The following is a 25531-nucleotide window of genomic DNA, read 5'->3' on the forward strand; positions in this document are numbered from 1 at the left end:
ATCGGCGTCACGCGAATAAAAATTATTTCAACAATCGACGGCAAGGTTGGTGGGGATGATTCGTCGTTGGGGTGGGCGCGAATAATTCTCATGTCGTGTCACCACCACTATTCAATACGGACGATTGAAATGCAGGCACCTTCCAAGTTCTTTGCTCCGGTCAGCGGTCGCACGTTGACCCTGACGCTGATGTTGACCATGGCTGGCAGCCTGCCCTTGATGCCGCTCACTGCGATGGCCGCTGACACATCGACCAGTATTGATCTGAAGCTGCCGGAGCAATCCCTGGATCAGGCGCTGACCCAGCTTGCGGATCAGGCCAACGTCCGTCTTATTTTCAACTCCAGCGATGTAGGCGCGTTACGCACCAAAGCGCTGCAGGGCAAGTACACACTGGGCCAGGCCATGGACACGCTGCTAAAGGGCAGCGGTTTCACCTGGCGCCTGCTGGACGAACGCACCGTGGTGCTGGAAAGACTGCCGGTTTCGGGCGACTCCGCCATGGTGCTGGGCGCCACTAATGTGAATGCGGCGGGCCAACTCGGAACGACCACCGATGGGACAGGTTCCTACACCACGGGAGGAAGCAGTACCGCCTCGAAACTGAACCTGAGCCTGCGGGAAACACCGCAGACGGTCAGCGTCATGACTCGGCAACTGATGGACGACAAGAAACTCACCAGCCTCGACAAGGTGCTGGAGCAGACGCCCGGCATTACTTTCCAGTACCGCAACTTCGGCGGCCACGTTTACACCTCGCGGGGCTTCTCGCTGCTGGCTGAAAGTTTTTTGATTGATGGCGTGCCGGGTCAGGGCTATCAGATCACCGGCTGGATGAAACCTGATACCGCTATTTACGACCGCGTCGAGGTATTGCGCGGTGCTTCCGGCCTGCTGGTGGGTGCAGGCGAGCCCGGCGGTGCGGTCAATCTGGTGCGCAAGCGCCCAACCGCGGAAAACAAGCTGACGGTGCAGGCCAGCGCAGGCTCCTGGGACCGCTACCGCATGGACCTCGATGCCAGCGGCAAGCTCAATGATACAGGCACAGTACGCGGCCGCATGGTCACCGCTTACGAGGACAGCGGCTCGTACATTGACGAGCGCGACACCCGCACGCCATTGATGTACGGGATTGTCGAAGCCGATGTGAATGACGACACCACGCTGACCCTGAGCCTGCGTCATCAGGAAAACGTCATCAACGGCTATTCGATCTACGGCCTGCCGCGCTACAGCAATGGCAACTCGCTGGATATCTCCCGCTCGACCTCGTTGGTGCAGGACTGGAACCGTCACGAGAGCGACATGAGCGAGGTGTTTGCCGAGGTTGAGCATCGCTTCAATGATCGCTGGAGCAACACGACGTCGATGACGTATTCGGAGGGTGGGTTTGATCAGCAGGTTGCTTATGCTCAGGGCGCAATCAGCCCTGTTACCAACGCAGGCTCGACTTTTCGCAGGGTGTTGTTCCGCCGGGATGAGGTGGCAAGTACCGGGCTGGACAGCCATGTGAATGGTAACTTCGATGCGTTCGGGCTGACCCATGAAGTGACTGTGGGTGCCACTTGGTCTCGGCAAGAGGCCAATACCAAGCAATCGACGGTCACCTTTAGGCCAACAATCCCCACCGATGTCTTCAACGTTGATCACCATGCATTCAACAAGCCTGCACGGCCTGCGTGGATGACGGACATCGACATGACCGAAGAGCGTTCGGGCGTTTATGCCAATACACGATTGCGCCTTACTCAAGAGCTGAGTTTGATATTGGGCGCGCGAGCCAGTTGGTATGACTACACCTACGATGTCGATAAAGGCAGCGCCCTGTCCTATAACTCGAAGGTCACCCGCGAAGTAACGCCCTATACGGGCTTGATCTACGACATCAACGACAATTGGTCCTGGTATGCGAGCTACGCGGAAATCTTCAACGCTCAGGGTAACTATGTCGATGCCAGCGGCGCACCACTGTCACCCTCGACAGGTGATAACTATGAAACAGGCATCAAGGGTGAGCTGTTTGATAAACGCCTGAACCTGTCGATGGCCCTGTTCTATATCAAGCAGGAAAATGTCGCGATCGCAGACCCTTCAAACATCGGCTGCACCGAGACAGATGTCGACGGCGTCTGCTACATCAACGGAGCCATCAAGCGCAGCAAAGGCATCGACATCGAAGCCAGCGGCGAAGTACTTCCGGGCTGGCAAGTATTCGGCGGCTACACCTACAACCTGCTGCGCAACACCGCAGAGGTCGAAGTCGCCTACGAAACCCCAAAACACATGCTGCGCCTGCAAACCAGCTACAACCTGCCAGGAGTCTGGAATCGCCTCACCATCGGTGGCGGTGTTTCAGCGCAATCTGGTTACAAGGCCGCTGTTGAAGGGCTGGATTTCGGCAGCCAGGGCTACGCCATCTGGGATGCCCGCGCCAGCTGGAAACTGGACGAGCACTGGAAAGTTTCGCTGAACGCCGAAAACCTGTTTGACCGTCGCTACTACACCACCGCCGTGGCCACCGACCGCTCGAACCTGTTCGGCGATCCGCGCAGCTACATGTTCACACTGCGGGGCGATTTCTGATTAAAGCCCGGGCAAAACCCTACCGCGGGGCGAACACTTCCCCTGTAGGAGTGAGCTTGCTCGCGATACGTTCTTTCAGTTGGCAAATCACGGCCAGCCAGGACGCTATCGCGAGCAAGCTCACTCCTACAGAATTTGCTTCAAATCAGCGAACCCAATCGTGAAAGGTAAATTCCGCCAGTCCATGTCGTGGCTCCACACGTGGTGCGGCCTTGTGTGTGGATGGTTGTTGTGTGCGATTTTCCTGACCGGCACGTTGAGCGTTTTCCGGGAACCCATCACGCGCTGGATGGAAGCGCAGCCACTGGTTGCAGTCGACCAAAACGCGCCCACCAGTGACATTTCGGGTGCTGCGCGCTATGCCGAGCATTACCTGCTTGAACACGCAACCGGTGCCCGATTCTGGCGGGTCGAATTCCCTCAGTATCCGGGCCAGGCCCTCCAATTGGCGTGGCGTTCGGGGTCGACCCTTCAGCAGGTTTCGCTGTCGGCTGAAACCGGCGAAATACTCCCTAGAGGCATCGCACGGAAAACCGAGGGCGGACGCCATTTCATGTCGTTCCACTACATGCTGCACCTGCCGGTGCTGGGCTTCTGGCTGGTGGGCTGGCTGACCGTGGGCATGCTGGTTGCGCTGGTGTCTGGCGTAGTGATCCACCGGCGAATATTCCAGGATTTCTTCACCTTCCGACCTGACAAAGGTCTGCGCTCCTGGCTCGACGCACACAACGCCACGGCGGTCATGACCCTGCCCTTCCTGATCATGATTGCCTACACCGGGCTGGCCGTTTTCTATACCAGTTACATGCCCTGGCCTCTGCAAGCGGCTTACAGTTCCAGCCCGGATGCCTACAGTCAATTTCAGTCGGAGCTGTCGGGAAAAGCAGGCTCTATCGACAAGACCGAAAACACCACAACTGATTGGCCCTCGCTTCTGCGACAGGCGCAAACCTTGACGGGCCAGGACGCACGCATGCTGGTGGTGCAGAACCCGGAGTCACAGAAGGCTACGGTCCGGGTGATGGGTCGCCACGATGAAGCCCACCCTTCCCAGACACTGTTCACGCCGCAAGCCAGCGTACTGTTTGACGGTAGAACGGGCGCGACTTTGCAGGTCCAGAAGCCGCTGCCGGAAACCCTGTCGCTGGGCGATCAGATCTACGGCGTCCTGCGTTCACTGCATTTTGCCGAGTTGGGCGGCTGGGGCATGAAGTGGCTGTACTTCGTCAGCGGGTTGCTGGGCATGGCGATGATGGCGACCGGTACGCTGCTGTTCACCATCAAGCGACGCAACAAGAGTCAGCGAGAATTCGGCACCGCGACTGCCAGGGTTTACCGTTGTATCGAAGCGTTTAACGTGGCGAGCATTGCAGGCATTGGCGTGGCGTGTATTGGATATTTCTATGCCAACCGGTTCATACCGGTGGATATGGCGGACCGAGCCACATGGGAGGTTCGCAGCTTTCTGCTGATCTGGCTGGTGACGTTGGTTCATACGCTGTGTCGACCGGTCAGTAAGGCGTGGGCCGAGCAACTGATCAGCGCCGCAGTATTGTGCTTATGCCTGCCGCTGCTCAATTTTTGCACAACAGGCCAGCATATCGGTCGTTATCTGGCCACAGGGGATTGGCAGCGCGGAAGCGTTGAGATTGTAGCGCTGGGGTTTGGAGTCATGCTGGTGATTGTTTTGTTGCTGCGGCGAAGTAGATGAGATCTGCAGCAGATGCATGTGTGCCAATCAGCTACTCACGGCCCATCAATTTGGAACGCGATTCCCTGTGGGAGCGAGGCTTGCCCGCGATGCATGAGACGCAGCTTAAAGGCATAGCGCGTTTTCGTTTATCGTCGGAATGCCGCCCAGACCAAGCTCAGCTCCCACAGATTGTCCTTGATCTTAAGCTCATGATTGCCCCGTGGGACCGAATTCATTCGGGAAGGCGGTGTTTCAAGCGATGCATAAGCTGCGGATGTACCGGACTCTTCGCGAATGAATTCGCTCCCACCGGTATCAGCGCTTGCGGGCAAACATAGAAGCTCCCACATAAAATCGCTTTCCAATTCACAAATTATTTGCGGCATCTACAGGTGATGTGCAATGAAAAAAACCACCAACACACACCTCTACCGCTGGATGATTCTCAGCCGGGTGCTGGCCGCCACCCTCGGCGGTTATGTTTTGTCGGCGCTGGTCACGTCGTTGCTGGCGCTGTTGCTGCCGCGCGTCTCAGGCAGCGATCCCGCAAGCGTCGTGCAGATCACGACGCTGCTGAGTTTTGTGCTGTACACCGCCATAGTCATCTGGGTATTTAGCACCGCCAGCGCCTGGCGGGCATGGTTCGGCCTGGTGCTGGCGGCGCTGTTGACGGGCGCGGTGATCGTCGGGCTGACGATCACCGTGTGAGCGTTAAACCTTGAAGTGCCCAACCATCATCTGTAACTGACCACCTAATCGCGCCAACTCAACGCTGGATGCGGCGGTCTCTTCACTGGCTTCCGCCGTCTGCTCACACACGTCACGCACGTTGACGATGCTGCGGCTGATTTCGTCAGCCACCGAGCTTTGCTGCTCAGCCGCCGCGGCGATTTGCTGGTTCATGGCCTGAATACTGGAAACAGTCTGAGTGATGCTTTCCAGCGAGGTGCCCGCCTTGCGCGTCAGGGCAACGCTGTTGTCGGTCAAGGCGCGGCTGCCGAGCATGATTTGCGAGACCTGACGAGTACCGTTTTGCAGCCCGGCAATCAGGCTTTCGATCTCTTCAGTGGACTGTTGGGTGCGTTGCGCCAAACCCCGTACTTCATCGGCAACCACCGCGAAACCTCGCCCTGCTTCACCGGCACGTGCCGCTTCGATGGCAGCGTTGAGCGCCAGCAGGTTGGTCTGCTCGGCCACGGCCTTGATCACGTCCATGACTTTGCCGATCTTGTCGCTTTCCTGCTCCAGCAAGGTCATGGCATCGCTTGAACGCAGCACTTCACTGGCCAGTTTTTCGATCTGCGTGATGGCTTCGCCCACGACTTTGTCGCCGTCCCGGGCTTGGGTGTCGGCGTTCGCAGCGGCTACCGAAGCCTGCTCGGCGTTGCGCGCAACTTCGTGGACGGTGGCAGACATTTCCTGCATCGCGGTAGCGACCTGATCGGTCTCGATCTTCTGATTGTTGACCCCGGCGCTGGTCTGCTCGGTGACGGCGGACAATTCTTCAGCCGCGCTGGCAATCTGTGTCACGCCATCACGAATCCCGCTGATCAGATCCCGCAGCGTGGCACCCATGCGCTGAATACCTTGCTGCAACACGCCCAGTTCATCGCGACGGGTAATGGTGATGGTGTGAGTCAGATCCCCCGAGGCAATGCGGTTCACCACTTCCAGGGTTTGCTGCAACGGACGGGTGATCTGACGCGTGATGATGATCGCCGCAAAAATACCCAACAGCAGGGCCAACACAGCACCGCCGATCTGCATGCTGCGGGCCTTGGTGGTGTCTTGCGCAGCAAGGCTGCGCTGGATTTTGGAGAGTTCTTCGCCGAGGTTAACGATCTCGTACCCTTGGGCGGTCATGTCTTTGCGCGCCGACACAATCGTATCGTTGGCAGTCTTGTAGGCTTGAACCAGAGTCAGGTAGTTACGCAGAGAGGCTTCAAGCTGTGCCACTTCGGTGCCATAGGTCGCATTGAACACAGTCTTCAGCTTGTCGACGTTTTTAATCGACGTTTCAAGTTGGCTGAACGCAGCCTGCTCGGTCTTTTCATTCGAGTTGCCGGTGTAACCGCGCACTTCATAACGAACCAGCTGAAAATCCATTTTGGCGTCAGACATCAGTTGCAACTGGTCCGAACGCTCAGGATTCGAGGGATCCTGTTTAAGCACCGAGTCATTGATGGCAGCAATCAACTGAGCACCTTTGGTGGCCTCCACGCCCATATCGGCACGGACCTTGGTGCTGACCTGATAGCCACCGCGCATCTGCTCCAGCGACGTCTCGTAGTTTTTGATGATGTCGGTGAGCTGAGAAAGGGCTTTGGCGTTAAGCGGATTAGTGAAGGTGGACAGCAGCAGTTGCTGTTGCTTCTTGAAGTCGTCCAGGGCGGCCTGCACTTTCTGTGCGGCAGCTTCGTCACCATTGGCAAGCATGTATTGCAGACGCGCGACGCGTAATACGGTCAGGCGATCAGAAAGCTCAGCGATGTCACCGATTCTGTCGGTGCGGTAGATCAGCTTATCCAGACTGGTCCACCCCAGAAGTGAAAGCAGTGCAGTGAATATAAGCACCGCCCCGAACCCCAGGGCTAACTTCATGGTGACGCTGATATTGGCCAAGCTGCTGTTCATAAACTCTCCGTGATGTGTCTGTGTTTCCCCAATGCACGCTGTTGTTATTTTTATTGAGAGCAACCTGTGCACAGGGCATATCGGCCAACACAACGGATAACTTGACTGTTTATGCGTTTTTTTGAGTCCCCCTGCTGATTAAGGACCACGCTGAAAGCATTGATCCAGAGCCTTCAGCGCAACGTAATTCATCGCCGGACAAGCGAAATCATCAGGTTGCACTGGCTGTAACACGCGCTCGATACCCTCATGCACGTCACCACGCTGCGCAAAAAACCGAGGGTAATGACTCATGAAGATCAGCGTTTTTGGATCAGGCTATGTCGGTCTGGTGGCCAGTGCATGCCTTGCCGATGTGGGGCATGACGTGCTGTGCATGGACATTGATCTGCAACGGATAGAGCTACTCAAATCAGGTGAAACGCCTATTCATGAGCCCGGACTGAACATGCTCATTCGCAGCAACGTGCATGCGCAAAGGCTGTTCTTCTCGACCGATGCCGCACAAGCCGTTGCCTTTGCTGACCTGTTGTTCATCGCGGTAGGCACGCCCTCCGATGAGGACGGCAGCGCTGACCTGCAATACGTCCTCGCAGTCGCGCGAAGCATCGGCCAGCACATGCAAACCTGCAAAACCGTGGTCAACAAGTCCACCGTTCCGGTCGGCACCGGGGAGAAGGTGGCAGAGACTATTCGTACGACGCTGGAAAACCGCGACCTGCAGATACCCTTCGATGTCTGCTCCAACCCCGAGTTCCTCAAGGAGGGCGCGGCCATCGAGGACTTCACCCGTGGTGCCCGGATCATCATCGGCACCGACTCAGAGCGTGTCAGAACGCTCATGCGTGAGTGCTACGCGCCGTACAACCGCAATCACGACAAGCTGATGTTCATGAGCCTGCGCGCCGCCGAACTGACCAAATACGCTGCCAACGCAATGCTGGCGACAAAGATCAGCTTCATGAATGAAATGGCTAACCTGGCCGAGCGCCTGGACGTGGATATTGAGCAAGTCCGCCACGGCATTGGTAGCGATCCGCGCATTGGTTATGACTTCATCTATCCCGGTTGCGGCTATGGCGGCTCCTGCTTCCCCAAGGACATTCAGGCACTGAGCCGCACAGCCCATGAAGTCGGGTACAACCCGCAACTACTCAGGGCTGTGGAAGAGATCAACCAGCGACAGAAAACCGCGCTGTTCAAAAAGCTCGAACGAGCTCTGGAGGGGCAATTGGCAGGCAAGACCATCGCTGTCTGGGGACTGGCCTTCAAACCCAATACTGACGACATGCGCGCCGCGCCGAGCAGAGACTTGATGGAATCACTGTGGAGCGCCGGAGCCAGCGTTCAGGCGTACGACCCCGAAGCGATGCAGGAATGTCGAAGAATCTACGGCGAACGTGACGATCTGGTCCTGGTCGGTGATCGCATCCAGGCAGTCAAAGGCGCGGATGCATTGGTGATCTGCACCGAATGGAAAGCTTTTCGCAGCGTCGATTTCACATGGCTCAGGCAACAACTCAAATACGCGATCGTGATTGACGGGCGCAACCTGTATGAGCCCAAGGCGTTGGCGGATGCAGGGTTGAGTTATTCGAGCATGGGTCGGGCCTGAGTTTCGGGGACGAAGTGAAATGCACTCCGATTTCCCGCCCCACGGCCGACCTGTAGGTGCAGGAAAAGTCTGCGGATCGCCGCCAATCCTGTGGGAGCCAGGCTTGCCTGCGATAAGACTGGACTCGATATACCTGACATTTGCGGTGCCTGTATCGTCGGAATGCCGCCCAGATCAAGCTCTGCTCCTATCAAACAAAATATAAATCACTGAATAAACGGGGGTTCTTGGAGCGAGTGGGCGGTGTCAGGGATACAGGGCTAGCGCCCACAGGTCCAGCGGCGTGCGCGCCTACAGGATCATGCCTGCCTGAGGACAGGTGGCCAGCGCTGACTCAACCATCCAGCAAATGCTCCAGAAACAAACCCGCGGCGCTCGAGAGTCCTTCACGCGGGCGGATGCAGACCATCAATTCCCGCTCTGCCCAAGACTCATCGAGCACCACTGTTCGTACGCCTTCCAGCCTGTAAATCCCGACGCTACCTTGCGGCAGAATGCCGATACCGACGCCCGCCTGAACCATCAGACACAGCGCGTCGTAGCTGGACACTTCCATGCGGATTTTCAGCGAGCGCCCCACATCGTTGGCGGCTTTGATCAACTGGAAGTTCAGGTGGGTACCGCTGCGCAGCGCTACGTAAGGATGATCAAGGGTTTCGCTGAACGTGACGCTGTCACGGCCCGCCAGCAGATGCGTGTCGGGCACCAGCAACACCAGCCGATCCTTGCGAAAGGGAAAGACTTCAACATCGGTGCCATGGGGCAAGCGGGTGAAGATGCCGATATCAGCGCGGTTCTCGGCCACGGCTTTGGTGATGGCCAGGCTTTCCTTTTCTTCAAGCCGGATATCGATCAGCGGGTTCACATCCATGAACGACTTGATCAGCTCCGGCATGAACTGGCTGATGGCCGAGATGTTCGCCAGTACATGCACCGAACCTCGACGACCATGGCCGTATTCGCGCATCTGCACGACGATTTCATTGAGGCTGTTCAGGGCACTGCGGGCCATGTACAAGAGGGAGATACCCGCCGCAGTAGGCGTGACGCCCTTGTTGGTGCGCACCAGCAAAGGCGCGTCGAGCAACTCTTCCAGCTCACTGAGACGCTTGCTGACCGCCGCCGCGGCAATGTGCTCGCGCTCGGCGGCGGCAGCGATGGTGCCTTCTTCGATAACACTGACGAACAGGCGCAGCGAAACAGGATCGAGCTTCATGGGAAGTACCGGACGTGAAGTCCGGTCATAGTACGCGTTCAATCAACATCTCAGAACGCGCCTGACAACAGATGACCGGCGTTTGGCACTTTGGCTTCCAGCCCCAGGGTTTTCAGGATCTGATAAACGGTGGCGACCGAGGCGGACAATACCGGCTTGTCGAGCCGATCCTGTACGACCTGAATCGCAGGCAATGACGGCATCTGCACACAGCATGACAACACCACACCATCCGCCTGGCCGATATTCAAACGATCGGCATGCGCCACAAGATTCATCGGATCAAGACGCCCTACCGCCAGATTGTCGGCCACCTCCAGACTGATGGAGTCCGTCACTTCGATCCCTGCAGCTTCGATGTAATCAATCACTTGCTGAGTCAGCGGCTTCATGTACGGCGTAATAATCGCGACTTTTTTGTAGCCCAGCACATTAAGGCTATCGATCAGTGCCCCTGCCGAACTCAGCACCGGGGTTGGTGCTTCGTTCCCGGCAACCACGTTGCCAAGACGTTCCTGGGACACTTTGTGATAACCCGCGCCCTGGCACATGATCGCCACCAGACAGGCGTAAGCCATGACATCAACACGTGCGTCGCTCAGTTCCAGCGCGCAACGGTCGCTGTCGATGTCCATTTTTTTCAGCTCTTCCGGGCTGACCTTCATCATGCGCATGCGCGCCGAATGAAAGGTGAAGTGCTCTTCGGGGAACAGCGAGTAACGCGAGGTCAACATCGCCGGAATTTCGGTTTCCATGGTGGTGTTGGAGCTGGGGACGATTTGCCCGATACGGAAATTCTTCATTGTTCTGCCCTCGATAAAGCAAACGATCCAAAGATCACAGGCTTGCGATGCTAGAAGCGCTGAACGAGCGCGTACATCAGGCATTGATGAGGCTGCCATCGCGGATGACGATGGCTATCCGGCAGATGAACGGTGTAACAAACCGCTGGTTTACCCTGCCCTAACAGCCATTTTAGCGCCGCCCAATTTGCCCAGAAGCCCTCGCTCTGCTAGTGTCGCGCCGGTTTAACCTCTACCGGAATAGCCCCCATGGCCCGCAAGAAAGCTGCACTGGATTTCGAACAATCACTCGCTGATCTGCAAACGCTGGTAGAGCGTCTGGAGAACGGCGAGCTGTCGTTGGAAGACTCGCTGACTGCCTTCGAGCAAGGTATTCGCCTGACTCGCGAATGCCAGGGCGCGCTGGCGCAAGCCGAACAGAAGGTTCAAGTGCTGCTCGAACGCGACGGCGAACTGGCCGAAGAGCCATTCGACGCGGAACAACCTGAATGATCGCGACTTATCAGGCACTGAGTCAGACCCGCGTAAACGCGGCGCTGGAAGGTCTGTTTGCAGCACCCGCTCCAGAATTGACCCGCCTGTACGCTGCCATGCGCTACAGCGTGATGAACGGCGGCAAACGTGTGCGCCCGCTGCTGGCCTACGCAGCCTGCGAAGCGCTGGGCGGTAACGCCGAAGATGCCAACGGCGCAGCCTGCGCCGTTGAGCTGATCCACGCATATTCGCTGGTTCATGACGATTTACCGGCGATGGACGATGACGATCTGCGGCGCGGCCAGCCAACGACTCACAAGGCGTTCGACGAAGCCTGCGCGATTTTGGCCGGTGATGGCCTGCAAAGCCTGGCCTTCACGGCTCTACTCGACCCACGCCTGACCTCGCGAGACGCCGAAGCCCGCCTGCAAATGGTCAGTGCTTTGGCATTGGCCGCTGGCCCTGCCGGTATGGTTGGCGGTCAGGCCATCGACCTGGGTTCGGTAGGTCTGAAACTGGATCAGGCAGCACTGGAATTCATGCACCGGCACAAGACCGGCGCGCTGATCGAAGCCAGCGTAAAGCTTGGCGCACTGGCCAGCGGTAATGCTGACCAGACCCGACTCGATGCGTTGCAAGTCTATGCCCGGGCCGTTGGTCTGGCATTTCAGGTGCAGGACGACATTCTCGACGTTGAAAGCGATACCGAAACCCTTGGCAAACGCCAGGGCGCAGACATCGCCCGCGACAAGCCAACGTATCCGGCACTGCTAGGGCTGGAACCTGCCCGGCTGTACGCCTTGCAACTGCGTGATCAGGCCATAGACGCCCTGCGACTTTTCGACGCGTCGGCTGATCCGCTGCGTGAGCTGGCTCGTTTCATCGTCGAACGGCGCAACTGATCCCTGCAACACGACTGCAAATACTCCGAACCGGCCTTGTCTGGCCGGGTCAGAAACGTGTGTTCCACAGGTTTGCCGACGTATCAAAAACTGCACTTCATGGGCAGCATGCGATGCATCAGGTAAACTGCCGCCTCTTTTACTTATAACGATTCGCCTGATGCCCACGACGTTTAAAGAGATTCCCCGCGTGCGCCCAACCACGCCGCTGCTCGACCGCGCTGATACGCCGGACGGCTTGCGTCGCCTGGGCGAAGCCGAGCTGGAAGACCTGGCCGATGAACTGCGCCTGGAGCTGCTCTATTCCGTTGGCCAGACCGGCGGGCACTTCGGTGCCGGGCTGGGTGTGATCGAGCTGACCATCGCCTTGCATTATGTCTTCGATACCCCGGACGACCGTTTGGTCTGGGACGTGGGCCATCAGGCGTATCCGCACAAGATCCTCACCGGCCGTCGCCAGCGCATGAACACCCTGCGCCAGAAAGACGGGGTTGCTGCCTTCCCGCGCCGCAGCGAGAGCGAGTACGACACTTTCGGCGTCGGCCACTCCAGCACCTCGATCAGCGCAGCATTGGGCATGGCCATCGCCGCCCGTCTGCAAGGCAGCGACCGCAAGTCCATCGCCGTCATCGGTGATGGCGCGCTGACTGCGGGGATGGCGTTCGAAGCGCTGAACCACGCGCCTGAAGTCGCCGCCAACATGCTCGTCATCCTCAATGACAATGACATGTCGATCTCGCGCAACGTTGGCGGGCTGTCGAATTATCTGGCAAAGATTCTTTCCAGTCGCACCTACAGCAGCATGCGTGAGGGCAGCAAAAAGGTTCTGTCGCGTTTACCCGGGGCCTGGGAAATTGCCCGCCGCACCGAGGAATACGCCAAAGGCATGCTGGTGCCCGGCACCCTGTTCGAAGAGCTGGGCTGGAATTACATCGGGCCTATCGACGGCCACGACCTGCCAACCCTGATCGCCACGCTGCGCAACATGCGTGACCTCAAAGGTCCGCAATTCCTGCACGTTGTGACCAAGAAAGGCAAAGGCTTCGCACCTGCTGAAGTCGACCCGATCGGCTACCACGCCATTACCAAGCTGGAGCCGCTCAACGCTCCGGCCGTTGCCCCGAAAAAGGCCAGCGGGCCGAAATACTCCGGTGTGTTCGGTCAGTGGATCTGCGACATGGCCGAGGCCGATTCGCGTCTGGTGGGCATTACCCCGGCGATGAAAGAAGGCTCGGACATGGTCGAATTCGCCGAGCGCTTCCCGGAGCGCTACTTCGACGTGGCCATTGCAGAGCAGCACGCTGTAACACTGGCTGCGGGCATGGCCTGCGAAGGCGCCAAACCAGTAGTAGCGATCTACTCCACCTTCCTGCAACGCGGCTATGACCAGCTGGTGCATGACGTGGCGGTGCAGAACCTCGACGTCCTGTTCGCCATCGACCGCGCAGGCCTGGTAGGCGAAGACGGCCCGACCCACGCGGGCAGCTTCGATCTGTCGTACCTGCGATGCATTCCCGGCATCGTGGTTATGACGCCGAGTGACGAAAACGAACTGCGCCTGATGCTCAGCACCGGCTACCTGCATAACGGCCCCGCCGCTGTGCGCTATCCACGCGGTACCGGGCCGAACGCATTGATCGAGAGCGGCCTCGCACCGATCGAAATCGGTAAAGGCATCGTTCGCCGTAATGGTCAGGGCGTTGCCATTCTGGTGTTCGGCGTGCAATTGGCTGACGCGCTTAAAGTCGCAGAAAAGATCGACGCCACCGTGATCGATATGCGCTTCGTCAAACCGATTGATGAGGTACTGATCCGCGACGCTGCTGCCAATCATGAATTGCTGGTGACCGTCGAAGAAAACGCCGTCATGGGCGGTGCCGGTGCTGCCGTCAGCGAGTTCCTGGCACGGGAAAACATCCTCAAGTCCGTGCTGCATCTCGGCTTGCCGGATGTCTACGTTGAACACGCCAAGCCTGCACAAATGCTGGCTGAGTGCGGATTGGATGAGGCGGGTATCGAAGCGGCGATCAACGAGCGACTAGTGTTGATTGGCTAATCGTTGAAAGCATCAAAAAGAAAGGCGCTCATTGAGCGCCTTTTTTTGTGCAGCTTGGTTGATGACTGGCAGCGAATGGCACTGTGTCCTGACAATGCTCTGTCGCGAAGCAAACACGGATCTGTAGGAGTGAGCTTGCTCGCGATTCGATTTTTCTGTTTATAAATCATCGACTGGCCTGACGCTATCGCGAGCAAGCTCAATCCTACAGGGGGATGCATTTCACCCGATGACTATGCGTCTCGCTAAGCAAACACGGATCTGTAGGAGCGCACGAGCAGCGCGAGGCCACGATGGCGGCTTGTCTGATACACCGCCATCGCTGGCCTCGTAACCTCGGTGAGCTCCTACAGGAAATGTGCGCGTATTTACGCTAAACAGCTGCCCCTAACGCTTCGACATCACCTGAAACGATCACCTGCAGATTCCGGGTAATTTTCTCTATGGGCCAGTCCCACCAGGCAATGGTCAAAAGTCGCTCGCTGACTTCAGCGGGGAAGCGGTGTTTCAGGACTTCGGCCGGGTTACCGCCGACGATGCTGTAAGCAGGGACATCACTGACTACGACCGAACGCGAAGAGACGATCGCCCCGTCACCGATGGTCACGCCAGGCATGACCAGCACGTCGTAGCCCATCCAGACATCGTTACCCACCACGGTATTGCCTTTATAGGGCAAGTCTCCCGGCTCAGGGGTGACCTTCTCCCAGCCACTGCCAAAGATTTGAAACGGATACGTCGAGATGCCACTTATCTTGTGGTTGGCACCGTTCATGATGAATTTAGTGCCCCGCGCCAGTGCGCAGAATTTGCCAATGATCAGTTTGTCGCCAATGAACGGGAAGTGATAAAGGACGTTGCGCTCGAAGTTTTCCGAATCTTCGGGGTCATCGTAGTAGGTGTAATCGCCCACAATGATATTCGGATTGTTGAGGGTGTTCTTAATGAAACACACCTGCGGAAAGCCGTTCATTGGGTGGGGATTTTTCGGGTCAGGTCCGTTCATGGAAAGCTCCTTTTTCATGCAAGTACACACAGCGCCTACAGGTAGCAGTACTTCAAACCAATTGCCGGGGTAAGCGGTAAAGACACAGAAGCACCGCACTGGAGAACGCCAACAGCAGCAGCGGAACCGTTTCCAGCCCGACAAAAACCGCCAGTGCAGCGATCCATGCCGGCAACCCCGCAGTCAGAAACGCCACGCGACGGGCGTCAGCGAGGTTGATCCAGGCCGCGGACTCTTCAGGGGTTTCACGGGCAGCGCCGGTAGCGATCAGCGCGTGTTTGTAGCGGCCGAATGGCTTGAGGCTGACAAACATCGATAACAGCCCGACGACGAAAAGAGGCATCGCCAGCACGGGAAAAACAGCGTTTTTGCTATCGAACGCGCCACTGATCACAAACAGCGGCGCTAGGGTCAACACCAGTTGCCACCACCACGCGAGAGCGAAGCGGCGTCTGGTGTTGTGGCGATTCAAGCGCGATCAGCCTCGCCCTGGTGCTCATTGCCCATCATGTGCCCGAGCTTGCCGGCCTTGGTCGCCAGATAGAGCTTGTTGTGCGGGTTATGGCCGGTGTGCAGCGGTACACGCTCGGCAACGTTGATGCCCATCTCGGTCAAGGCTTTGACCTTGCGCGGGTTGTTGGTCATCAGACGCAGGGATTCGACCCCCAGGTGCTGCAGCATTGGCAGGCAGATAGCGTAATCGCGCTGGTCTGCGGCAAAACCCAGACGCTCATTGGCTTCAACGGTATCAGCACCACCATCCTGCAGTTCGTACGCGCGAACCTTGTTCAGCAGGCCAATGCCCCGGCCTTCCTGACGCAGATAGAGCAAAACGCCGCGACCTTCAGAAGCGATGGCACGCAAGGCAGCTTCGAGCTGTGAACCGCAATCACAACGCTGACTGAACAACGCATCGCCGGTCAGGCATTCGGAATGGACACGCCCCAGCACTGGAGCACCATCGGATACGTCGCCCATGCTCAACACAAGATGTTCGCGACCGGTCGCATGCTCAAGAAAGCCATGCATGGTGAATTCGGCAAAAGGGGTAGGCAGCTTGGAAGCGGCTACAAATACGACGGGCACCGTGTGCTCCTGATCAGTATGGGACTGGAAATTCGCAAGGCACGCATTGTAGCAGCACGCCTCGGCAGACGCTTATGCCGAATTGTGGGGCATACAGATCGGGAAGTTAGATTGATGCCCTGTGGGAGCGTGGCTTGCCCGCGATAAGGTTGAACGCGATTCACTTTAGATCGCGTCCAGACTTATCGCGGGCAAGCCTCGCTCCCACAGGAAAGCACATTGCGGCTCAAATCCACGCCCAGACCCAGACGATTCCCTGCATCGCCGCCCAAGCGAATACGCCCGCTAGCACGTCATCGAGCATGATCCCGACGCCACCGTGCACCTTGCGATCGATCCAGTGAATGGGCCATGGCTTGAGAATGTCGAAAAAGCGGAACACCAGGAACCCCACCAGCAGCCAGACCCAGCCCTCGGGCACTAGCCACAAGGTGATCCACATGCCGACCATTTCGTCCCAGACGATGCCTTCGTGGTCGTGTACGCCCAGATCATCCGCGACTTTGCCGCACAGCCAGAAACCGAACAGCATGGTGATGCCGAGCATCAGCCAGTAGCCCCAGTCCGGAAGCATTTGCCACAGCGGAATGAACGGCACGGCAACCATGGAACCCCAGGTGCCCGGCGCTTTGGGCAGGGTGCCGGAGCCGAAACCGAACGCCAGGAAGTGCCACGGGTTGGTCCAGACCGAAGGTGGAACGAATTCCGCCGGGACCTGCTTTGGATGATCTGTCACGGTGTCTCCCGAAAATGTTGGTAGCCGCGTGCCAGGACAGGAATGTCGTGACCCATGGTGTCGATCAGCGCGACGCCCTCGCCCGCCTCGACTCGCCCGATGACATGGATGGGTAATCCTGCGTCGAGCAAATCCTGTAAGTGTTCTGGGGGCAACGTGAACGCCAGCAAATAATCATCACCACCACTCAACGCTGCTTCCCTCGCGCCCTGCTGCCCGATAAAGGCTAGCAAAGGCTCGGACATCGGCAGCGTTTCCTGCTCGACCAATAGCCGGACTTTTGATGCCAGCGCGATATGTCCGCAGTCTGCCAACAGACCATCGGAGATATCCAGGGCGGCGCTGGCCTTGCCACGTAGCGCCAGCCCCAGGGTAAATTGCGGTTGTGGCGACCAGTAGCGCGCCAGTAAAGCCTCTGCGGTAGACGCCTCAGTGGTGCGCTGGTTCAACACAAGCGGCAATGCACCCGCCGCATCGCCCAACGGTCCACCGACACACAGCAGATCCCCCGGAAGTGCGCCGCTGCGAGTCAATGCCTGACCCGTCGGCACGCGGCCGAATACCGTGACTGTAAGGCTTAATGGCCCCCGAGTCGTATCGCCGCCCACCAGTCGCAAGCCGCAACCTTGCGCCATGAGGTTCAAACCTTCGGCGAAAGCCTTCAGCCAGTCGGCAGATACCTCAGGGAGGGTCAACGCAAGGGTAAATGCAACGGGCGTGGCGCCCATGGCCGCCAGATCACTGGCAGACACGCCAAGCGCACGCTGGCCGAGCAGGAAAGGATCGCAAACGTCAGGGAAATGCACGCCGATGACCAGCGTGTCGGTAGAGATCGCCAACTGCTCACCGGGCGGCAGCGTCAGCAAAGCGCAGTCATCACCAATCCCCAGCGCCACACCTTCACCCGCTTGCGCACAAGGCGCAGCGGCGAAGTAATTGCGGATCAGCTCAAACTCGCCCATCAGGATCTCTTATTGTGTTCTCAGCCTGTCTTTGCGTTGCTCCTATCGCGGGCAAGCCACGCTCCCACAGGAGATCGCATTCCCTGTGGGAGCGTGGCTTGCCCGCGATGAAGGCGACCAGATCTTAGCGCTTGTACGCTTTGACTTCAGCTTCACGCAGGCGCGGGGCCAGTTTGTCCAGGACGCCATTGACGAACTTGTGGCCGTCAGTGGAGCCGTAGACTTTCGCCAGCTCGATACCTTCGTTGATCACCACGCGATACGGCACGTCGACGCGCTTGAGCAACTCGTAGGTGGACAGGCGCAGGATGGCCAGTTCAACCGGGTCGAGTTCTTCAATGGTCAGGTCCAGGCATGGCGTCAGGGCCGCATCGATTTCGTCGATGTTGGTCGGTACGCCGCGCAGCAGCTCACTGAAATAAGGGCCGTCGACGTCTTTGAAATCGTTATCGACGCGGAACTGCGCTTCGATTTCATTCAGCGAATGACCCGCCATGTGCCACTGGTAAAGCGCTTGAGTGGCCAACTGACGGGCTTCCCGGCGCTTGACGCTCTTGGATGGCTTGCCAGCGTCCGCAGGTTTCGGATCGCGCGGGTTGAACTGATCGCTGTCGTCGGAAATCACTTGGCCTCCAACTGCGCCAGCAGGCTGACCATTTCAAGAGCAGACAACGCAGCTTCTGCGCCTTTGTTACCGGCCTTGGTGCCGGAACGCTCGATGGCTTGTTCGATGGTGTCGACAGTCAGGACGCCGAAAGCAACCGGCACGCCGAACTCCATGGAAACCTGGGACAGGCCTTTGACGCATTCGCCAGCCACGTATTCAAAGTGCGGAGTACCACCACGGATCACCGCGCCGAGAGCGACGATGGCGGCGAACTCGCTGCGCTGGGCAACTTTCTGCACGACCAGCGGGATTTCGAAGGCACCCGGAGCGCGGATGATGGTGATATCGCTTTCTTTGACGCCGTGGCGTACCAAAGCATCAACAGCACCGCTCACCAGACTTTCCACGACGAAGCTGTTGAAACGGCCAACTACCAGAGCGTAGCGGCCTTGGGGAGCGACGAAGGTACCTTCGATGGTCTTCAGGGTCATTCGTGTAAGTCTCGTATTAAAGAGCAAGTACGCCTTGGGGCGGACTATAGGGATGTTAGGCCACGAAACAGATTAGCCGGTGGCACGCACAAAAGCGTACCACCCGACCGGTCTTTATTCGGAGGGCACGTATTCTACAACTTCCAGATCGAAACCGGATATCGCATTGAACTTCATTGGCGAACTCATCAGGCGCATTTTACGCACACCGAGGTCACGCAGGATCTGCGAACCGGCCCCCACGGTGCTGTAAGTGGTCGGCGATTTGATCGGCAATTGCCCGGCGGTTTCACGAATATGCGCCAGCAGCACATCGCCATCCAGCGGGTGACCGAGCAACAGGACAACACCGCTGCCCGCCTCGGAAACCTTGGTCATCGCGGCGCGCAGGCTCCAGCGGCCAGGCTGTTTGACCATCAAAAGGTCACGCAGCGGGTCCATGTTATGCACCCGCACCAGGGTCGGTTCTTCTGCGCAAATCTTGCCCAGCGTCAGTGCGAGGTGGACGTCACCTTCCACTGAATCGCGATAGGTCACCAGGTTGAACTGGCCCAATTCGCTGTCCATTGGCTGCTCGGCAATCCGCTGAACGGTACGTTCATGGATCATCCGGTAGTGAATCAGGTCGGCAATCGTACCGATCTTGATGTCGTGTTCCGCCGCGAAAGCTTCCAGTTCAGCCCGACGCGACATTGTGCCGTCGTCGTTCATCACTTCACAGATCACGCCGCTTGGCTCGAAACCGGCCATGCGCGCCAGGTCACAGGCTGCCTCGGTGTGCCCTGCCCGGGATAATGTACCGCCGGCCTGAGCCATCAACGGGAAAATGTGGCCGGGGCTGACAATGTCTTCCGCTTTGGCGTCTTTGGCCGCTGCAGCCTGCACGGTGCGGGCACGGTCAGCAGCAGAAATGCCAGTGGTCACGCCTTCGGCAGCTTCGATGGACACGGTGAACTTGGTGCCAAAACCGGATCCGTTACGCGGTGCCATCAGTGGCAGCTTGAGAGCCTCGCAGCGCTCACGGGTCATCGGCATGCAGATCAGACCACGCGCGTAGCGGGCCATAAAGTTGATGTGTTCAGCCTTGACGCACTCGGAAGCCATGATCAGATCGCCTTCGTTCTCGCGATCTTCGTCATCCATGAGGATGACCATTTTGCCCTGGCGAATATCTTCAACCAGTTCTTCGATACTATTGAGCGCCACTCGGCACCCTCCTTCAATTCAGGATTTGAGGTAGCCGTTGGCGGCCAGGAAGCTTTCGGTGATGGTGCCTGACTGCCCTTTCGAGGAGTCGGCGGCCTTGTCGCCCATCAGCAAACGCTCCAGATAACGCGCCAGCAAATCCACCTCAAGGTTGACCTTACGGCCCGGACGGTAGTCGGCCATGATGGTTTCGGCCAGGGTATGCGGCACGATGGTCAGCTCGAACTCGGCACCGTCAACGGCGTTCACGGTCAGGCTGGTGCCATCGACCGTGATAGAACCTTTGTGCGATATGTACTTGGCCAGCTCGCGGGGTGCGCGCACTTTGAACTGGATAGCGCGGGCGTTTTCCTCACGGGAAACGATCTCGCCAACGCCATCGACATGGCCGCTGACCAGATGGCCGCCCAGACGTGTAGTCGGGGTCAGGGCCTTTTCCAGATTGACCGGGCTGCCGGTCTTGAGATCGATGAACGCCGTGACGTCGAGGGTTTCACGGCTGACGTCAGCCCAGAAGCCATCGCCGGGCAGCTCTACAGCAGTCAGGCAAACGCCGTTGACCGCGATGCTGTCGCCCAGTTTGACGTCGCTCAGATCAAGTTTGCCCGTCTCGACATAAACACGGACATCGCCGCCTTTAGGGGTGATGGCGCGGATGCTGCCGATGGATTCGATGATGCCAGTAAACATGGGTCCTCCAGGAGAACAAGCCCAGCGCGCTGAGCGAAAGGCCGAAATTATACGCCGGGTGGGAGCTTGGGGGTTGCAATGACTCGCCAGTCATCACCCACGGCGCGTATATCCGTAATTTTCAGCTCAAAAGCCTCGCTCATCTGCGCCAGCGGCAGATCAAGCAATGGGCGAGCAGAAGAGCCAAGGAACTTGCCTGCGACGAAAATCTGGAATTCATCCACCATCCCCAGGCGAGTAAACGCCCCGGCGAGACGCGGGCCCGCTTCGATCAGCACGTCGTTGACACCGCGAGCCGCCAGCTCGATCAGTAACTTGCGCAGGTCTACATGACCGCCGCTGCCGGCCAGGGCCAACATGTCGTGGCCTTCATCGTGATAACGCTCGCGGGCTGACGCGGCAGCGCAGGTCACCACCAACGCATGCCCGGCCTGAAAGAACGGCGCATCCAGCGGCACCCGCAATCGGCCGTCGATCAACACCCGCAGCGGCGGACGCGTCATGGCCAAGCCGGTGAGCTCGGCATTCAGGCCCAGTTCATCAGGACGTACAGTCAGGCGAGCCTTGTCGGCCAGCACGGTGTCAGCGCCAGTCAACACGACACTCGATTGCGCACGCAGACGCTGTACCGCCCCACGTGCAGCCGGGCCGGTGATCCATTGGCTTTCGCCGCTGGCCATGGCGGTGCGACCGTCCAGGCTCATGGCGAGCTTGACCGTCACATACGGCAAGCCTTTGATCATGCGCTTGAGGAAGCCTTTGTTCAGCGCCCGGGCTTCGTCTTCCAGAACCCCGCACTGCACCGAAATACCGGCATTCATCAAACGCAGCAAACCGCGTCCGGCAACATCGGGATTGGGGTCCTGCATGGCTGCGACCACTCGCGCCACGCCAGCATCGACCAGCGCATCGGCGCACGGCGGTGTGCGGCCATGGTGGCTGCAAGGCTCCAGCGTCACATAAGCCGTCGCGCCTTTGGCCTTGTCGCCCGCCTGACGCAAGGCATGCACTTCGGCATGCGGCTCGCCAGCGCGAGCGTGCCAGCCTTCGCCGACAACCTGGCCGTCGCGCACGATCACGCAGCCGACTCGTGGGTTGGGATGGGTGGAGTAAATCCCTTTGCGCGCCAGTTCCAGCGCGCGCGCCATGTAATGGGTGTCCAGCGCGGTTTGCTCAGTCAACGAAGCACTCACTCTTTAGCTGGCTCGCGAGCCAGGCGATCGATTTCTTCGCGGAATTCGTTGAGGTCCTGAAAACGCCTGTAAACAGAAGCAAAGCGGATATACGCCACTTCGTCGAGCTTTTGCAGTTCGCCCATGACCAAATTGCCCACCACCAGCGACTTGACCTCGCGCTCGCCAGTCGCGCGCAGCTTGTGCTTGATATGCACCAGCGCTGCTTCCAGCCGCTCGACGCTGACCGGTCGTTTCTCAAGAGCGCGCTGCATACCGGCGCGCAGCTTCTCTTCATCGAAGGGCTGACGGCTACCGTCTTGCTTGATCAAGCGTGGGAGCACCAGCTCGGCTGTTTCGAACGTCGTGAAACGCTCACCGCACGCCAGGCATTCGCGACGACGACGAACTTGATCGCCTTCGGCAACCAGGCGGGAATCGATGACTTTGGTGTCATTGGCACCGCAGAAGGGACAGTGCATGGTGGCAGGCAACAAAAATAGGAAGGGCCGCCATGGTAGCGCATCCCGCTGGCAAGACAAGTCTTGGACTTTGCGCTATATAGACGCGCATCTGGCGCGGTGTTCAGCGATACTGCTGGCCATTGGGCTATTTATCGGCGCTTGCGGGTAATTTAGCGTTACCGTCATTGAGCGGTTTGCTGCTGTCCTTCGTATTGATTTTTTTTGTTGGAGCTGTTCATGACGCTACGACCGCTGATGTTGCTCAGCCTGATTGGCCTGCTTGCCGCCTGCAGCAGCAATGAGACACCTGACACTGCCCCGGCCAAACCTGCCACGGTGCCCGTTGTTAAAGTACCGGCCGGTCCCGGCCCCTTGCAGCCCTTCCAGCGAGAGCTGAGCGGCCAGTTGCTGGGCGTACCGGCTGGCGCCGAAGTTGAATTGGCGCTGCTGGTGATCGACGAGCGCGGTCGTCCGCAGAAACTGCTGACCAGCACCAAGCTGCAAGGCAACAATCAGTCGCTGCCCTTCCAGCTGCGTTTCAATCCGGAAGCCTTCCCGGTGGGTCAGCGCGTAGAACTGCGCGGCCGTGCCAGCAAGTCTGGGCAATTGATCCTGCATCTGCCGTCGATGCGTATTGAACAACCCGTGACACAAGCGCTGGGGCCTTTACAGTTCGAAACCGCTCCATGATTGCACCGCAACACCTGCAACAGGCGCTCAGCGAATTGCTCGGCGATGCGCAACTGGTCGCCACAGCACTGCCGGGCACCGATTTTCGGCTGTGGCTGATCGACGCCGAGAACATGGATCGCGCCTTCAGCCCCGAAGAAACCCGACGCATCCTTGAAGAGCCGCCGTACTGGAGTTTCTGCTGGGCCAGCGGCCTGGCGCTGGCGCGGTTTCTGGCAGAGCAACCGCATTGGGTCGCCGGTAAGCGAGTGCTGGATTTTGGCGCAGGCTCTGGTGTTGCAGGGATTGCAGCGGCTAAAGCGGGCGCACTTGAAGTGGTGGCCTGTGATCTTGACCCGCTGGCCCTTGAAGCCTGCCGCGCCAATGCTGAACTGAACGGCGTGCAGTTGAGCTACTCGGCGGACTTCTTTGCCGAAGCGGATCGCTTCGATTTGATCATCGTCGCTGACGTGCTCTACGACCGGGCCAATTTACCCCTGCTGGATCAGTTTCTCAGTCGCGGGCGGCAAGCATTGGTGGCGGATTCGAGAGTGCGGGATTTTCAGCACCCGGCTTATCAACGGCTGGATATCTTTGAAGCGCACACCTTGCCGGATCTGGCCGAACCCCATGAGTTTCGTCACGTGAGCCTGTATCACGCTGCCCGAGTTGAAATGCAATCCCCTGTTGGAGCGAGGCTTGCCCGCGAAGAACGATAACGCGTTGTCCTTGCCACACCGAGGCGACTGATTCGCGGGCAAGCCTCGCTCCCACAGATCCCTCTACTCATCGCTTTGCGCAAACCCAAGCGCCCTTTATAGTTGGCCCCATTCAGATCCCCCGAGATTCGCAATGAACCAGGACACTACCTACATCTTTGACGCTACGGCGGCGACCTTTCAGCAACTGGTCATCGACAAGTCTTTCGACCAGCCCGTACTGGTGGACTTCTGGGCCGAATGGTGTGCGCCCTGCAAAGTGCTGATGCCATTGCTGGCGCAGATCACTGAAAGTTATCAGGGCGAATTGCTGCTGGTGAAGGTCGATTGTGACGCCGAGCAAGACATCGTCGCCCGCTTCGGCATACGTAGCCTGCCGACGGTTGTGCTGTTCAAGGATGGTCAGCCCATCGACGGTTTCACCGGTGCGCAGCCTGAATCAGAGATCCGCAAGATTCTCGAACAACACGTGGTCATGCCTGCGCCAGTCGCCGCTGACCCGCTGAAGCTGGCTCAGGAAATGTTCGCTGAAAGCCACTTCGCTGAAGCCGAAGCAGCTTTGCAACAGATTCTGACTGAAGACAACACCAACGCCGCAGCGCTGATTCTTTACGCACGCTGCCTGGCGGAGCGCGGTGAACTGGGCGAAGCACGACAAGTCCTGGACGCGGTGAAGACTGACGAACACAAAGCTGATCTGGCCGGTGCTCGTGCGCAGTTGACCTTCCTGGCTGAAGCCAAGGCATTCCCTGACGCAGCTGACCTCAAAGCTCGTCTGGCGCAAAACCCGCAGGATGACGAAGCCGTGCATCAACTGGCGATTCAACAACTGGCCCGCCAGCAATACGAAGCGGCGCTGGAAGGCTTGTTGAAGCTGTTCATCCGCAACCGCAACTACGCCGACGGCTTGCCGCACAAAACCCTGCTGCAAGTCTTCGACCTGCTGGGCAACGACCACCCGCTGGTCACCGCCTATCGTCGCAAGTTGTTTGCTGCGCTGTACTAAGCTTCCGGCATCAGGCGTCTGTGCCAACCCAGCTGTAGAGGGGCGCGTCCTGCCCGCTCTCGACCTTGACTTGCGAACTGTGGCGCAAGCGCACTAACAGGCGCTTGCCTGCCGCTGTGCTGCCGGTCAGACCTTCCAGTTGATCCAGCAACTCAGGGCCATTGATCTGCCCGGCGTTGCGCAGCAGATCCAACGCGATCTGCCAGATCTTGTCGTCCTGACTGGCCGGTTTGCTGACCACGGCTGCGGCGGTGGCTTCAGGTTTGGCGGCTTTGAGTTGAGCGCCAAGCTGCGCCCAATCGCCTTCGTCCAGCTCCAGCGTCAAATCCACTGGCCAATCGCCAACGGTTCCACGAATACGCAACATGGGTGCTTCCTCTTTTTTTTGCAGGGGGACATGCTCGCATAGATTCATCTTTTTGCACCGACCTTGTAGGAGCTGCCGAAGGCTGCGAATTCGGTATGCCATGAGAATGCTTTCGCAGCCTTCAGCAGCTCCTACAGAGGTACAGGTAGCAGTATTTGTGGGAGCAGAGCTTGGTCTGGGCGGCATTCCGACGATACAGGCGCCGCAAATGTCAGGTCGATCGAGTCCAGTCTTATCGCGGGCAAGCCCTGCTCCCACAGGGGATCTGTGTTCAGGCAGAGACCATTCCTACATTCTGAATCGCTGTTGTTACCTCGTGGATCGCGTTCCGCGTCGGTAATGTGCGCCGGTCGTTGCAGCAGCAGCGAACGGGT

General features: G+C 58.5%; 25 protein-coding genes and 1 pseudogene. 10 read left to right on the forward strand and 16 right to left on the reverse strand.

The genetic code is table 11. The annotated features are described in order from the left end of the window. The first annotated feature begins 129 nt into the window (after positions 1–129). The 3 genes from KDX30_RS09955 (at position 130) to KDX30_RS09965 (ending at position 4984) form a co-directional block, all read left to right on the forward strand. Positions 130–2583, forward strand: a complete 2454-nt coding sequence (locus KDX30_RS09955) for a TonB-dependent siderophore receptor (RefSeq protein WP_231675646.1) — start codon at positions 130–132, stop codon at positions 2581–2583. Positions 2584–2743: 160 nt separating this feature from the next. Continuing rightward, on the forward strand, positions 2744–4294 hold the full coding sequence (locus tag KDX30_RS09960; RefSeq protein ID WP_231675647.1) for a PepSY-associated TM helix domain-containing protein: 1551 nt from the start codon (positions 2744–2746) through the stop codon (positions 4292–4294). A gap of 384 nt (positions 4295–4678) precedes the next feature. Further along, on the forward strand, positions 4679–4984 hold the full coding sequence (locus tag KDX30_RS09965; RefSeq protein ID WP_122707028.1) for a DUF3649 domain-containing protein: 306 nt from the start codon (positions 4679–4681) through the stop codon (positions 4982–4984). A 3-nt stretch (positions 4985–4987) separates the two neighbouring features. On the opposite strand, the gene KDX30_RS29720 is transcribed toward KDX30_RS09965, so the two are convergent. Further along, the gene (locus KDX30_RS29720) at positions 4988–5851 is read right to left on the reverse strand and encodes a methyl-accepting chemotaxis protein (protein ID WP_406643816.1); all 864 of its coding nucleotides are present in this window, start codon (positions 5849–5851) and stop codon (positions 4988–4990) included. Continuing rightward, positions 5843–6910, reverse strand: a pseudogene (locus tag KDX30_RS29725) (methyl-accepting chemotaxis protein); the annotation flags it as partial. The gene KDX30_RS29720 and the pseudogene KDX30_RS29725, both read right to left, overlap by 9 nt. Positions 6911–7202: 292 nt before the next feature. Between KDX30_RS29725 and KDX30_RS09975 the strand changes: the two are divergent. Beyond that, positions 7203–8525: a UDP-glucose dehydrogenase family protein gene (locus KDX30_RS09975; protein WP_231675649.1), complete on the forward strand. Its 1323-nt coding sequence runs from the start codon at positions 7203–7205 to the stop codon at positions 8523–8525. A 334-nt stretch (positions 8526–8859) separates the two neighbouring features. Here KDX30_RS09975 and KDX30_RS09980 read toward each other — a convergent pair whose 3' ends face one another. Continuing rightward, the gene (locus KDX30_RS09980; RefSeq protein WP_231675650.1) at positions 8860–9741 is read right to left on the reverse strand and encodes a LysR family transcriptional regulator; all 882 of its coding nucleotides are present in this window, start codon (positions 9739–9741) and stop codon (positions 8860–8862) included. 50 nt (positions 9742–9791) lie between these two features. Then, positions 9792–10544: a maleate cis-trans isomerase family protein gene (locus tag KDX30_RS09985; RefSeq protein WP_027901903.1), complete on the reverse strand. Its 753-nt coding sequence runs from the start codon at positions 10542–10544 to the stop codon at positions 9792–9794. A gap of 249 nt (positions 10545–10793) precedes the next feature. Between KDX30_RS09985 and KDX30_RS09990 the strand changes: the two genes are divergently transcribed. From KDX30_RS09990 to dxs, 3 genes are all read left to right on the forward strand, one after another. Further along, a complete protein-coding gene (locus tag KDX30_RS09990) occupies positions 10794–11036 on the forward strand; it encodes an exodeoxyribonuclease VII small subunit (protein WP_027901904.1) in 243 nt (80 codons plus the stop codon). Continuing rightward, positions 11033–11920, forward strand: a complete 888-nt coding sequence (locus KDX30_RS09995) for a polyprenyl synthetase family protein (protein ID WP_027901905.1) — start codon at positions 11033–11035, stop codon at positions 11918–11920. The genes KDX30_RS09990 and KDX30_RS09995 overlap by 4 nt, the downstream gene beginning before the upstream one ends. A 160-nt stretch (positions 11921–12080) precedes the next feature. After that, complete coding sequence (gene dxs, locus KDX30_RS10000) at positions 12081–13976, forward strand: 1-deoxy-D-xylulose-5-phosphate synthase (protein WP_231675651.1); 1896 nt, start codon at positions 12081–12083, stop codon at positions 13974–13976. Between the two features lie 373 nt (positions 13977–14349). On the opposite strand, the gene KDX30_RS10005 is transcribed toward dxs, so the two are convergent. The 11 genes from KDX30_RS10005 to nrdR form a co-directional block, all read right to left on the reverse strand. Continuing rightward, the gene (locus KDX30_RS10005; protein ID WP_406643812.1) at positions 14350–14982 is read right to left on the reverse strand and encodes a Vat family streptogramin A O-acetyltransferase; all 633 of its coding nucleotides are present in this window, start codon (positions 14980–14982) and stop codon (positions 14350–14352) included. Positions 14983–15034: 52 nt separating this feature from the next. Next, positions 15035–15454: an MFS transporter gene (locus tag KDX30_RS10010; RefSeq protein ID WP_231675653.1), complete on the reverse strand. Its 420-nt coding sequence runs from the start codon at positions 15452–15454 to the stop codon at positions 15035–15037. Next, the gene (gene ribA / locus KDX30_RS10015) at positions 15451–16068 is read right to left on the reverse strand and encodes a GTP cyclohydrolase II (protein WP_231675654.1); all 618 of its coding nucleotides are present in this window, start codon (positions 16066–16068) and stop codon (positions 15451–15453) included. The genes KDX30_RS10010 and ribA overlap by 4 nt, the downstream gene beginning before the upstream one ends. Before the next feature lie 226 nt (positions 16069–16294). Beyond that, positions 16295–16804: a phosphatidylglycerophosphatase A family protein gene (locus KDX30_RS10020; protein ID WP_027901910.1), complete on the reverse strand. Its 510-nt coding sequence runs from the start codon at positions 16802–16804 to the stop codon at positions 16295–16297. Beyond that, on the reverse strand, positions 16801–17766 hold the full coding sequence (gene thiL / locus KDX30_RS10025) for a thiamine-phosphate kinase (protein WP_122707015.1): 966 nt from the start codon (positions 17764–17766) through the stop codon (positions 16801–16803). The genes KDX30_RS10020 and thiL overlap by 4 nt, the downstream gene beginning before the upstream one ends. Before the next feature lie 124 nt (positions 17767–17890). After that, positions 17891–18391 carry a transcription antitermination factor NusB gene (gene nusB / locus KDX30_RS10030; RefSeq protein WP_027901703.1) on the reverse strand — a complete coding sequence of 167 codons (501 nt, stop codon included), beginning with the start codon at positions 18389–18391 and terminating at the stop codon, positions 17891–17893. Beyond that, positions 18388–18864 carry a 6,7-dimethyl-8-ribityllumazine synthase gene (gene ribH / locus KDX30_RS10035; protein ID WP_027901702.1) on the reverse strand — a complete coding sequence of 159 codons (477 nt, stop codon included), beginning with the start codon at positions 18862–18864 and terminating at the stop codon, positions 18388–18390. The genes nusB and ribH overlap by 4 nt, the downstream gene beginning before the upstream one ends. A 114-nt stretch (positions 18865–18978) precedes the next feature. Further along, positions 18979–20070 carry a bifunctional 3,4-dihydroxy-2-butanone-4-phosphate synthase/GTP cyclohydrolase II gene (ribBA, locus tag KDX30_RS10040; RefSeq protein WP_027901701.1) on the reverse strand — a complete coding sequence of 364 codons (1092 nt, stop codon included), beginning with the start codon at positions 20068–20070 and terminating at the stop codon, positions 18979–18981. 18 nt (positions 20071–20088) lie between these two features. Beyond that, on the reverse strand, positions 20089–20760 hold the full coding sequence (locus KDX30_RS10045; protein WP_027901700.1) for a riboflavin synthase: 672 nt from the start codon (positions 20758–20760) through the stop codon (positions 20089–20091). A 47-nt stretch (positions 20761–20807) separates the two neighbouring features. After that, positions 20808–21908, reverse strand: coding sequence for a bifunctional diaminohydroxyphosphoribosylaminopyrimidine deaminase/5-amino-6-(5-phosphoribosylamino)uracil reductase RibD (gene ribD, locus KDX30_RS10050; protein WP_231675660.1), 1101 nt, complete (start codon positions 21906–21908; stop codon positions 20808–20810). Positions 21909–21949: 41 nt separating this feature from the next. Further along, complete coding sequence (gene nrdR / locus KDX30_RS10055) at positions 21950–22414, reverse strand: transcriptional regulator NrdR (RefSeq protein WP_027901698.1); 465 nt, start codon at positions 22412–22414, stop codon at positions 21950–21952. 219 nt (positions 22415–22633) lie between these two features. Between nrdR and KDX30_RS10060 the strand changes: the two genes are divergently transcribed. The 3 genes from KDX30_RS10060 (at position 22634) to trxA (ending at position 24790) form a co-directional block, all read left to right on the forward strand. Beyond that, complete coding sequence (locus KDX30_RS10060; protein WP_027901697.1) at positions 22634–23086, forward strand: hypothetical protein; 453 nt, start codon at positions 22634–22636, stop codon at positions 23084–23086. Beyond that, a complete protein-coding gene (locus tag KDX30_RS10065) occupies positions 23083–23784 on the forward strand; it encodes a class I SAM-dependent methyltransferase (protein WP_122707009.1) in 702 nt (233 codons plus the stop codon). The genes KDX30_RS10060 and KDX30_RS10065 overlap by 4 nt, the downstream gene beginning before the upstream one ends. A 133-nt stretch (positions 23785–23917) precedes the next feature. After that, on the forward strand, positions 23918–24790 hold the full coding sequence (trxA, locus tag KDX30_RS10070) for a thioredoxin (protein ID WP_027901696.1): 873 nt from the start codon (positions 23918–23920) through the stop codon (positions 24788–24790). Between the two features lie 10 nt (positions 24791–24800). On the opposite strand, the gene KDX30_RS10075 is transcribed toward trxA, so the two are convergent. Further along, positions 24801–25157: a hypothetical protein gene (locus tag KDX30_RS10075; RefSeq protein ID WP_027901695.1), complete on the reverse strand. Its 357-nt coding sequence runs from the start codon at positions 25155–25157 to the stop codon at positions 24801–24803. Positions 25158–25531 lie beyond the last annotated feature (374 nt).

It is taken from the genome of Pseudomonas quasicaspiana (assembly GCF_021147825.1).
GTDB classification, from domain to species: Bacteria; Pseudomonadota; Gammaproteobacteria; order Pseudomonadales; family Pseudomonadaceae; genus Aquipseudomonas; species Aquipseudomonas quasicaspiana.

Bases quoted from the DNA above. Each gene is read 5' to 3' on its own strand.
- trxA (WP_027901696.1), top strand. From the start codon at position 23,918: ATGAACCAGGACACTACCTACATCTTTGACGCTACGGCGGCGACCTTT.
- KDX30_RS29720 (WP_406643816.1), bottom strand. From the start codon at position 5,851: ATGGGTGCCACGCTGCGGGATCTGATCAGCGGGATTCGTGATGGCGTG.
- KDX30_RS09985 (WP_027901903.1), bottom strand. From the start codon at position 10,544: ATGAAGAATTTCCGTATCGGGCAAATCGTCCCCAGCTCCAACACCACC.
- KDX30_RS10075 (WP_027901695.1), bottom strand. From the start codon at position 25,157: ATGTTGCGTATTCGTGGAACCGTTGGCGATTGGCCAGTGGATTTGACG.
- KDX30_RS09955 (WP_231675646.1), top strand. From the start codon at position 130: ATGCAGGCACCTTCCAAGTTCTTTGCTCCGGTCAGCGGTCGCACGTTG.
- KDX30_RS10005 (WP_406643812.1), bottom strand. From the start codon at position 14,982: ATGAACGGACCTGACCCGAAAAATCCCCACCCAATGAACGGCTTTCCG.
- KDX30_RS09980 (WP_231675650.1), bottom strand. From the start codon at position 9,741: ATGAAGCTCGATCCTGTTTCGCTGCGCCTGTTCGTCAGTGTTATCGAA.
- thiL (WP_122707015.1), bottom strand. From the start codon at position 17,766: ATGGGCGAGTTTGAGCTGATCCGCAATTACTTCGCCGCTGCGCCTTGT.
- KDX30_RS09995 (WP_027901905.1), top strand. From the start codon at position 11,033: ATGATCGCGACTTATCAGGCACTGAGTCAGACCCGCGTAAACGCGGCG.
- KDX30_RS10060 (WP_027901697.1), top strand. From the start codon at position 22,634: ATGACGCTACGACCGCTGATGTTGCTCAGCCTGATTGGCCTGCTTGCC.
- KDX30_RS10065 (WP_122707009.1), top strand. From the start codon at position 23,083: ATGATTGCACCGCAACACCTGCAACAGGCGCTCAGCGAATTGCTCGGC.
- KDX30_RS09975 (WP_231675649.1), top strand. From the start codon at position 7,203: ATGAAGATCAGCGTTTTTGGATCAGGCTATGTCGGTCTGGTGGCCAGT.
- KDX30_RS09990 (WP_027901904.1), top strand. From the start codon at position 10,794: ATGGCCCGCAAGAAAGCTGCACTGGATTTCGAACAATCACTCGCTGAT.
- nrdR (WP_027901698.1), bottom strand. From the start codon at position 22,414: ATGCACTGTCCCTTCTGCGGTGCCAATGACACCAAAGTCATCGATTCC.
- KDX30_RS09965 (WP_122707028.1), top strand. From the start codon at position 4,679: ATGAAAAAAACCACCAACACACACCTCTACCGCTGGATGATTCTCAGC.
- ribH (WP_027901702.1), bottom strand. From the start codon at position 18,864: ATGACCCTGAAGACCATCGAAGGTACCTTCGTCGCTCCCCAAGGCCGC.
- ribD (WP_231675660.1), bottom strand. From the start codon at position 21,908: ATGGCGCGCGCGCTGGAACTGGCGCGCAAAGGGATTTACTCCACCCAT.
- dxs (WP_231675651.1), top strand. From the start codon at position 12,081: ATGCCCACGACGTTTAAAGAGATTCCCCGCGTGCGCCCAACCACGCCG.
- KDX30_RS10045 (WP_027901700.1), bottom strand. From the start codon at position 20,760: ATGTTTACTGGCATCATCGAATCCATCGGCAGCATCCGCGCCATCACC.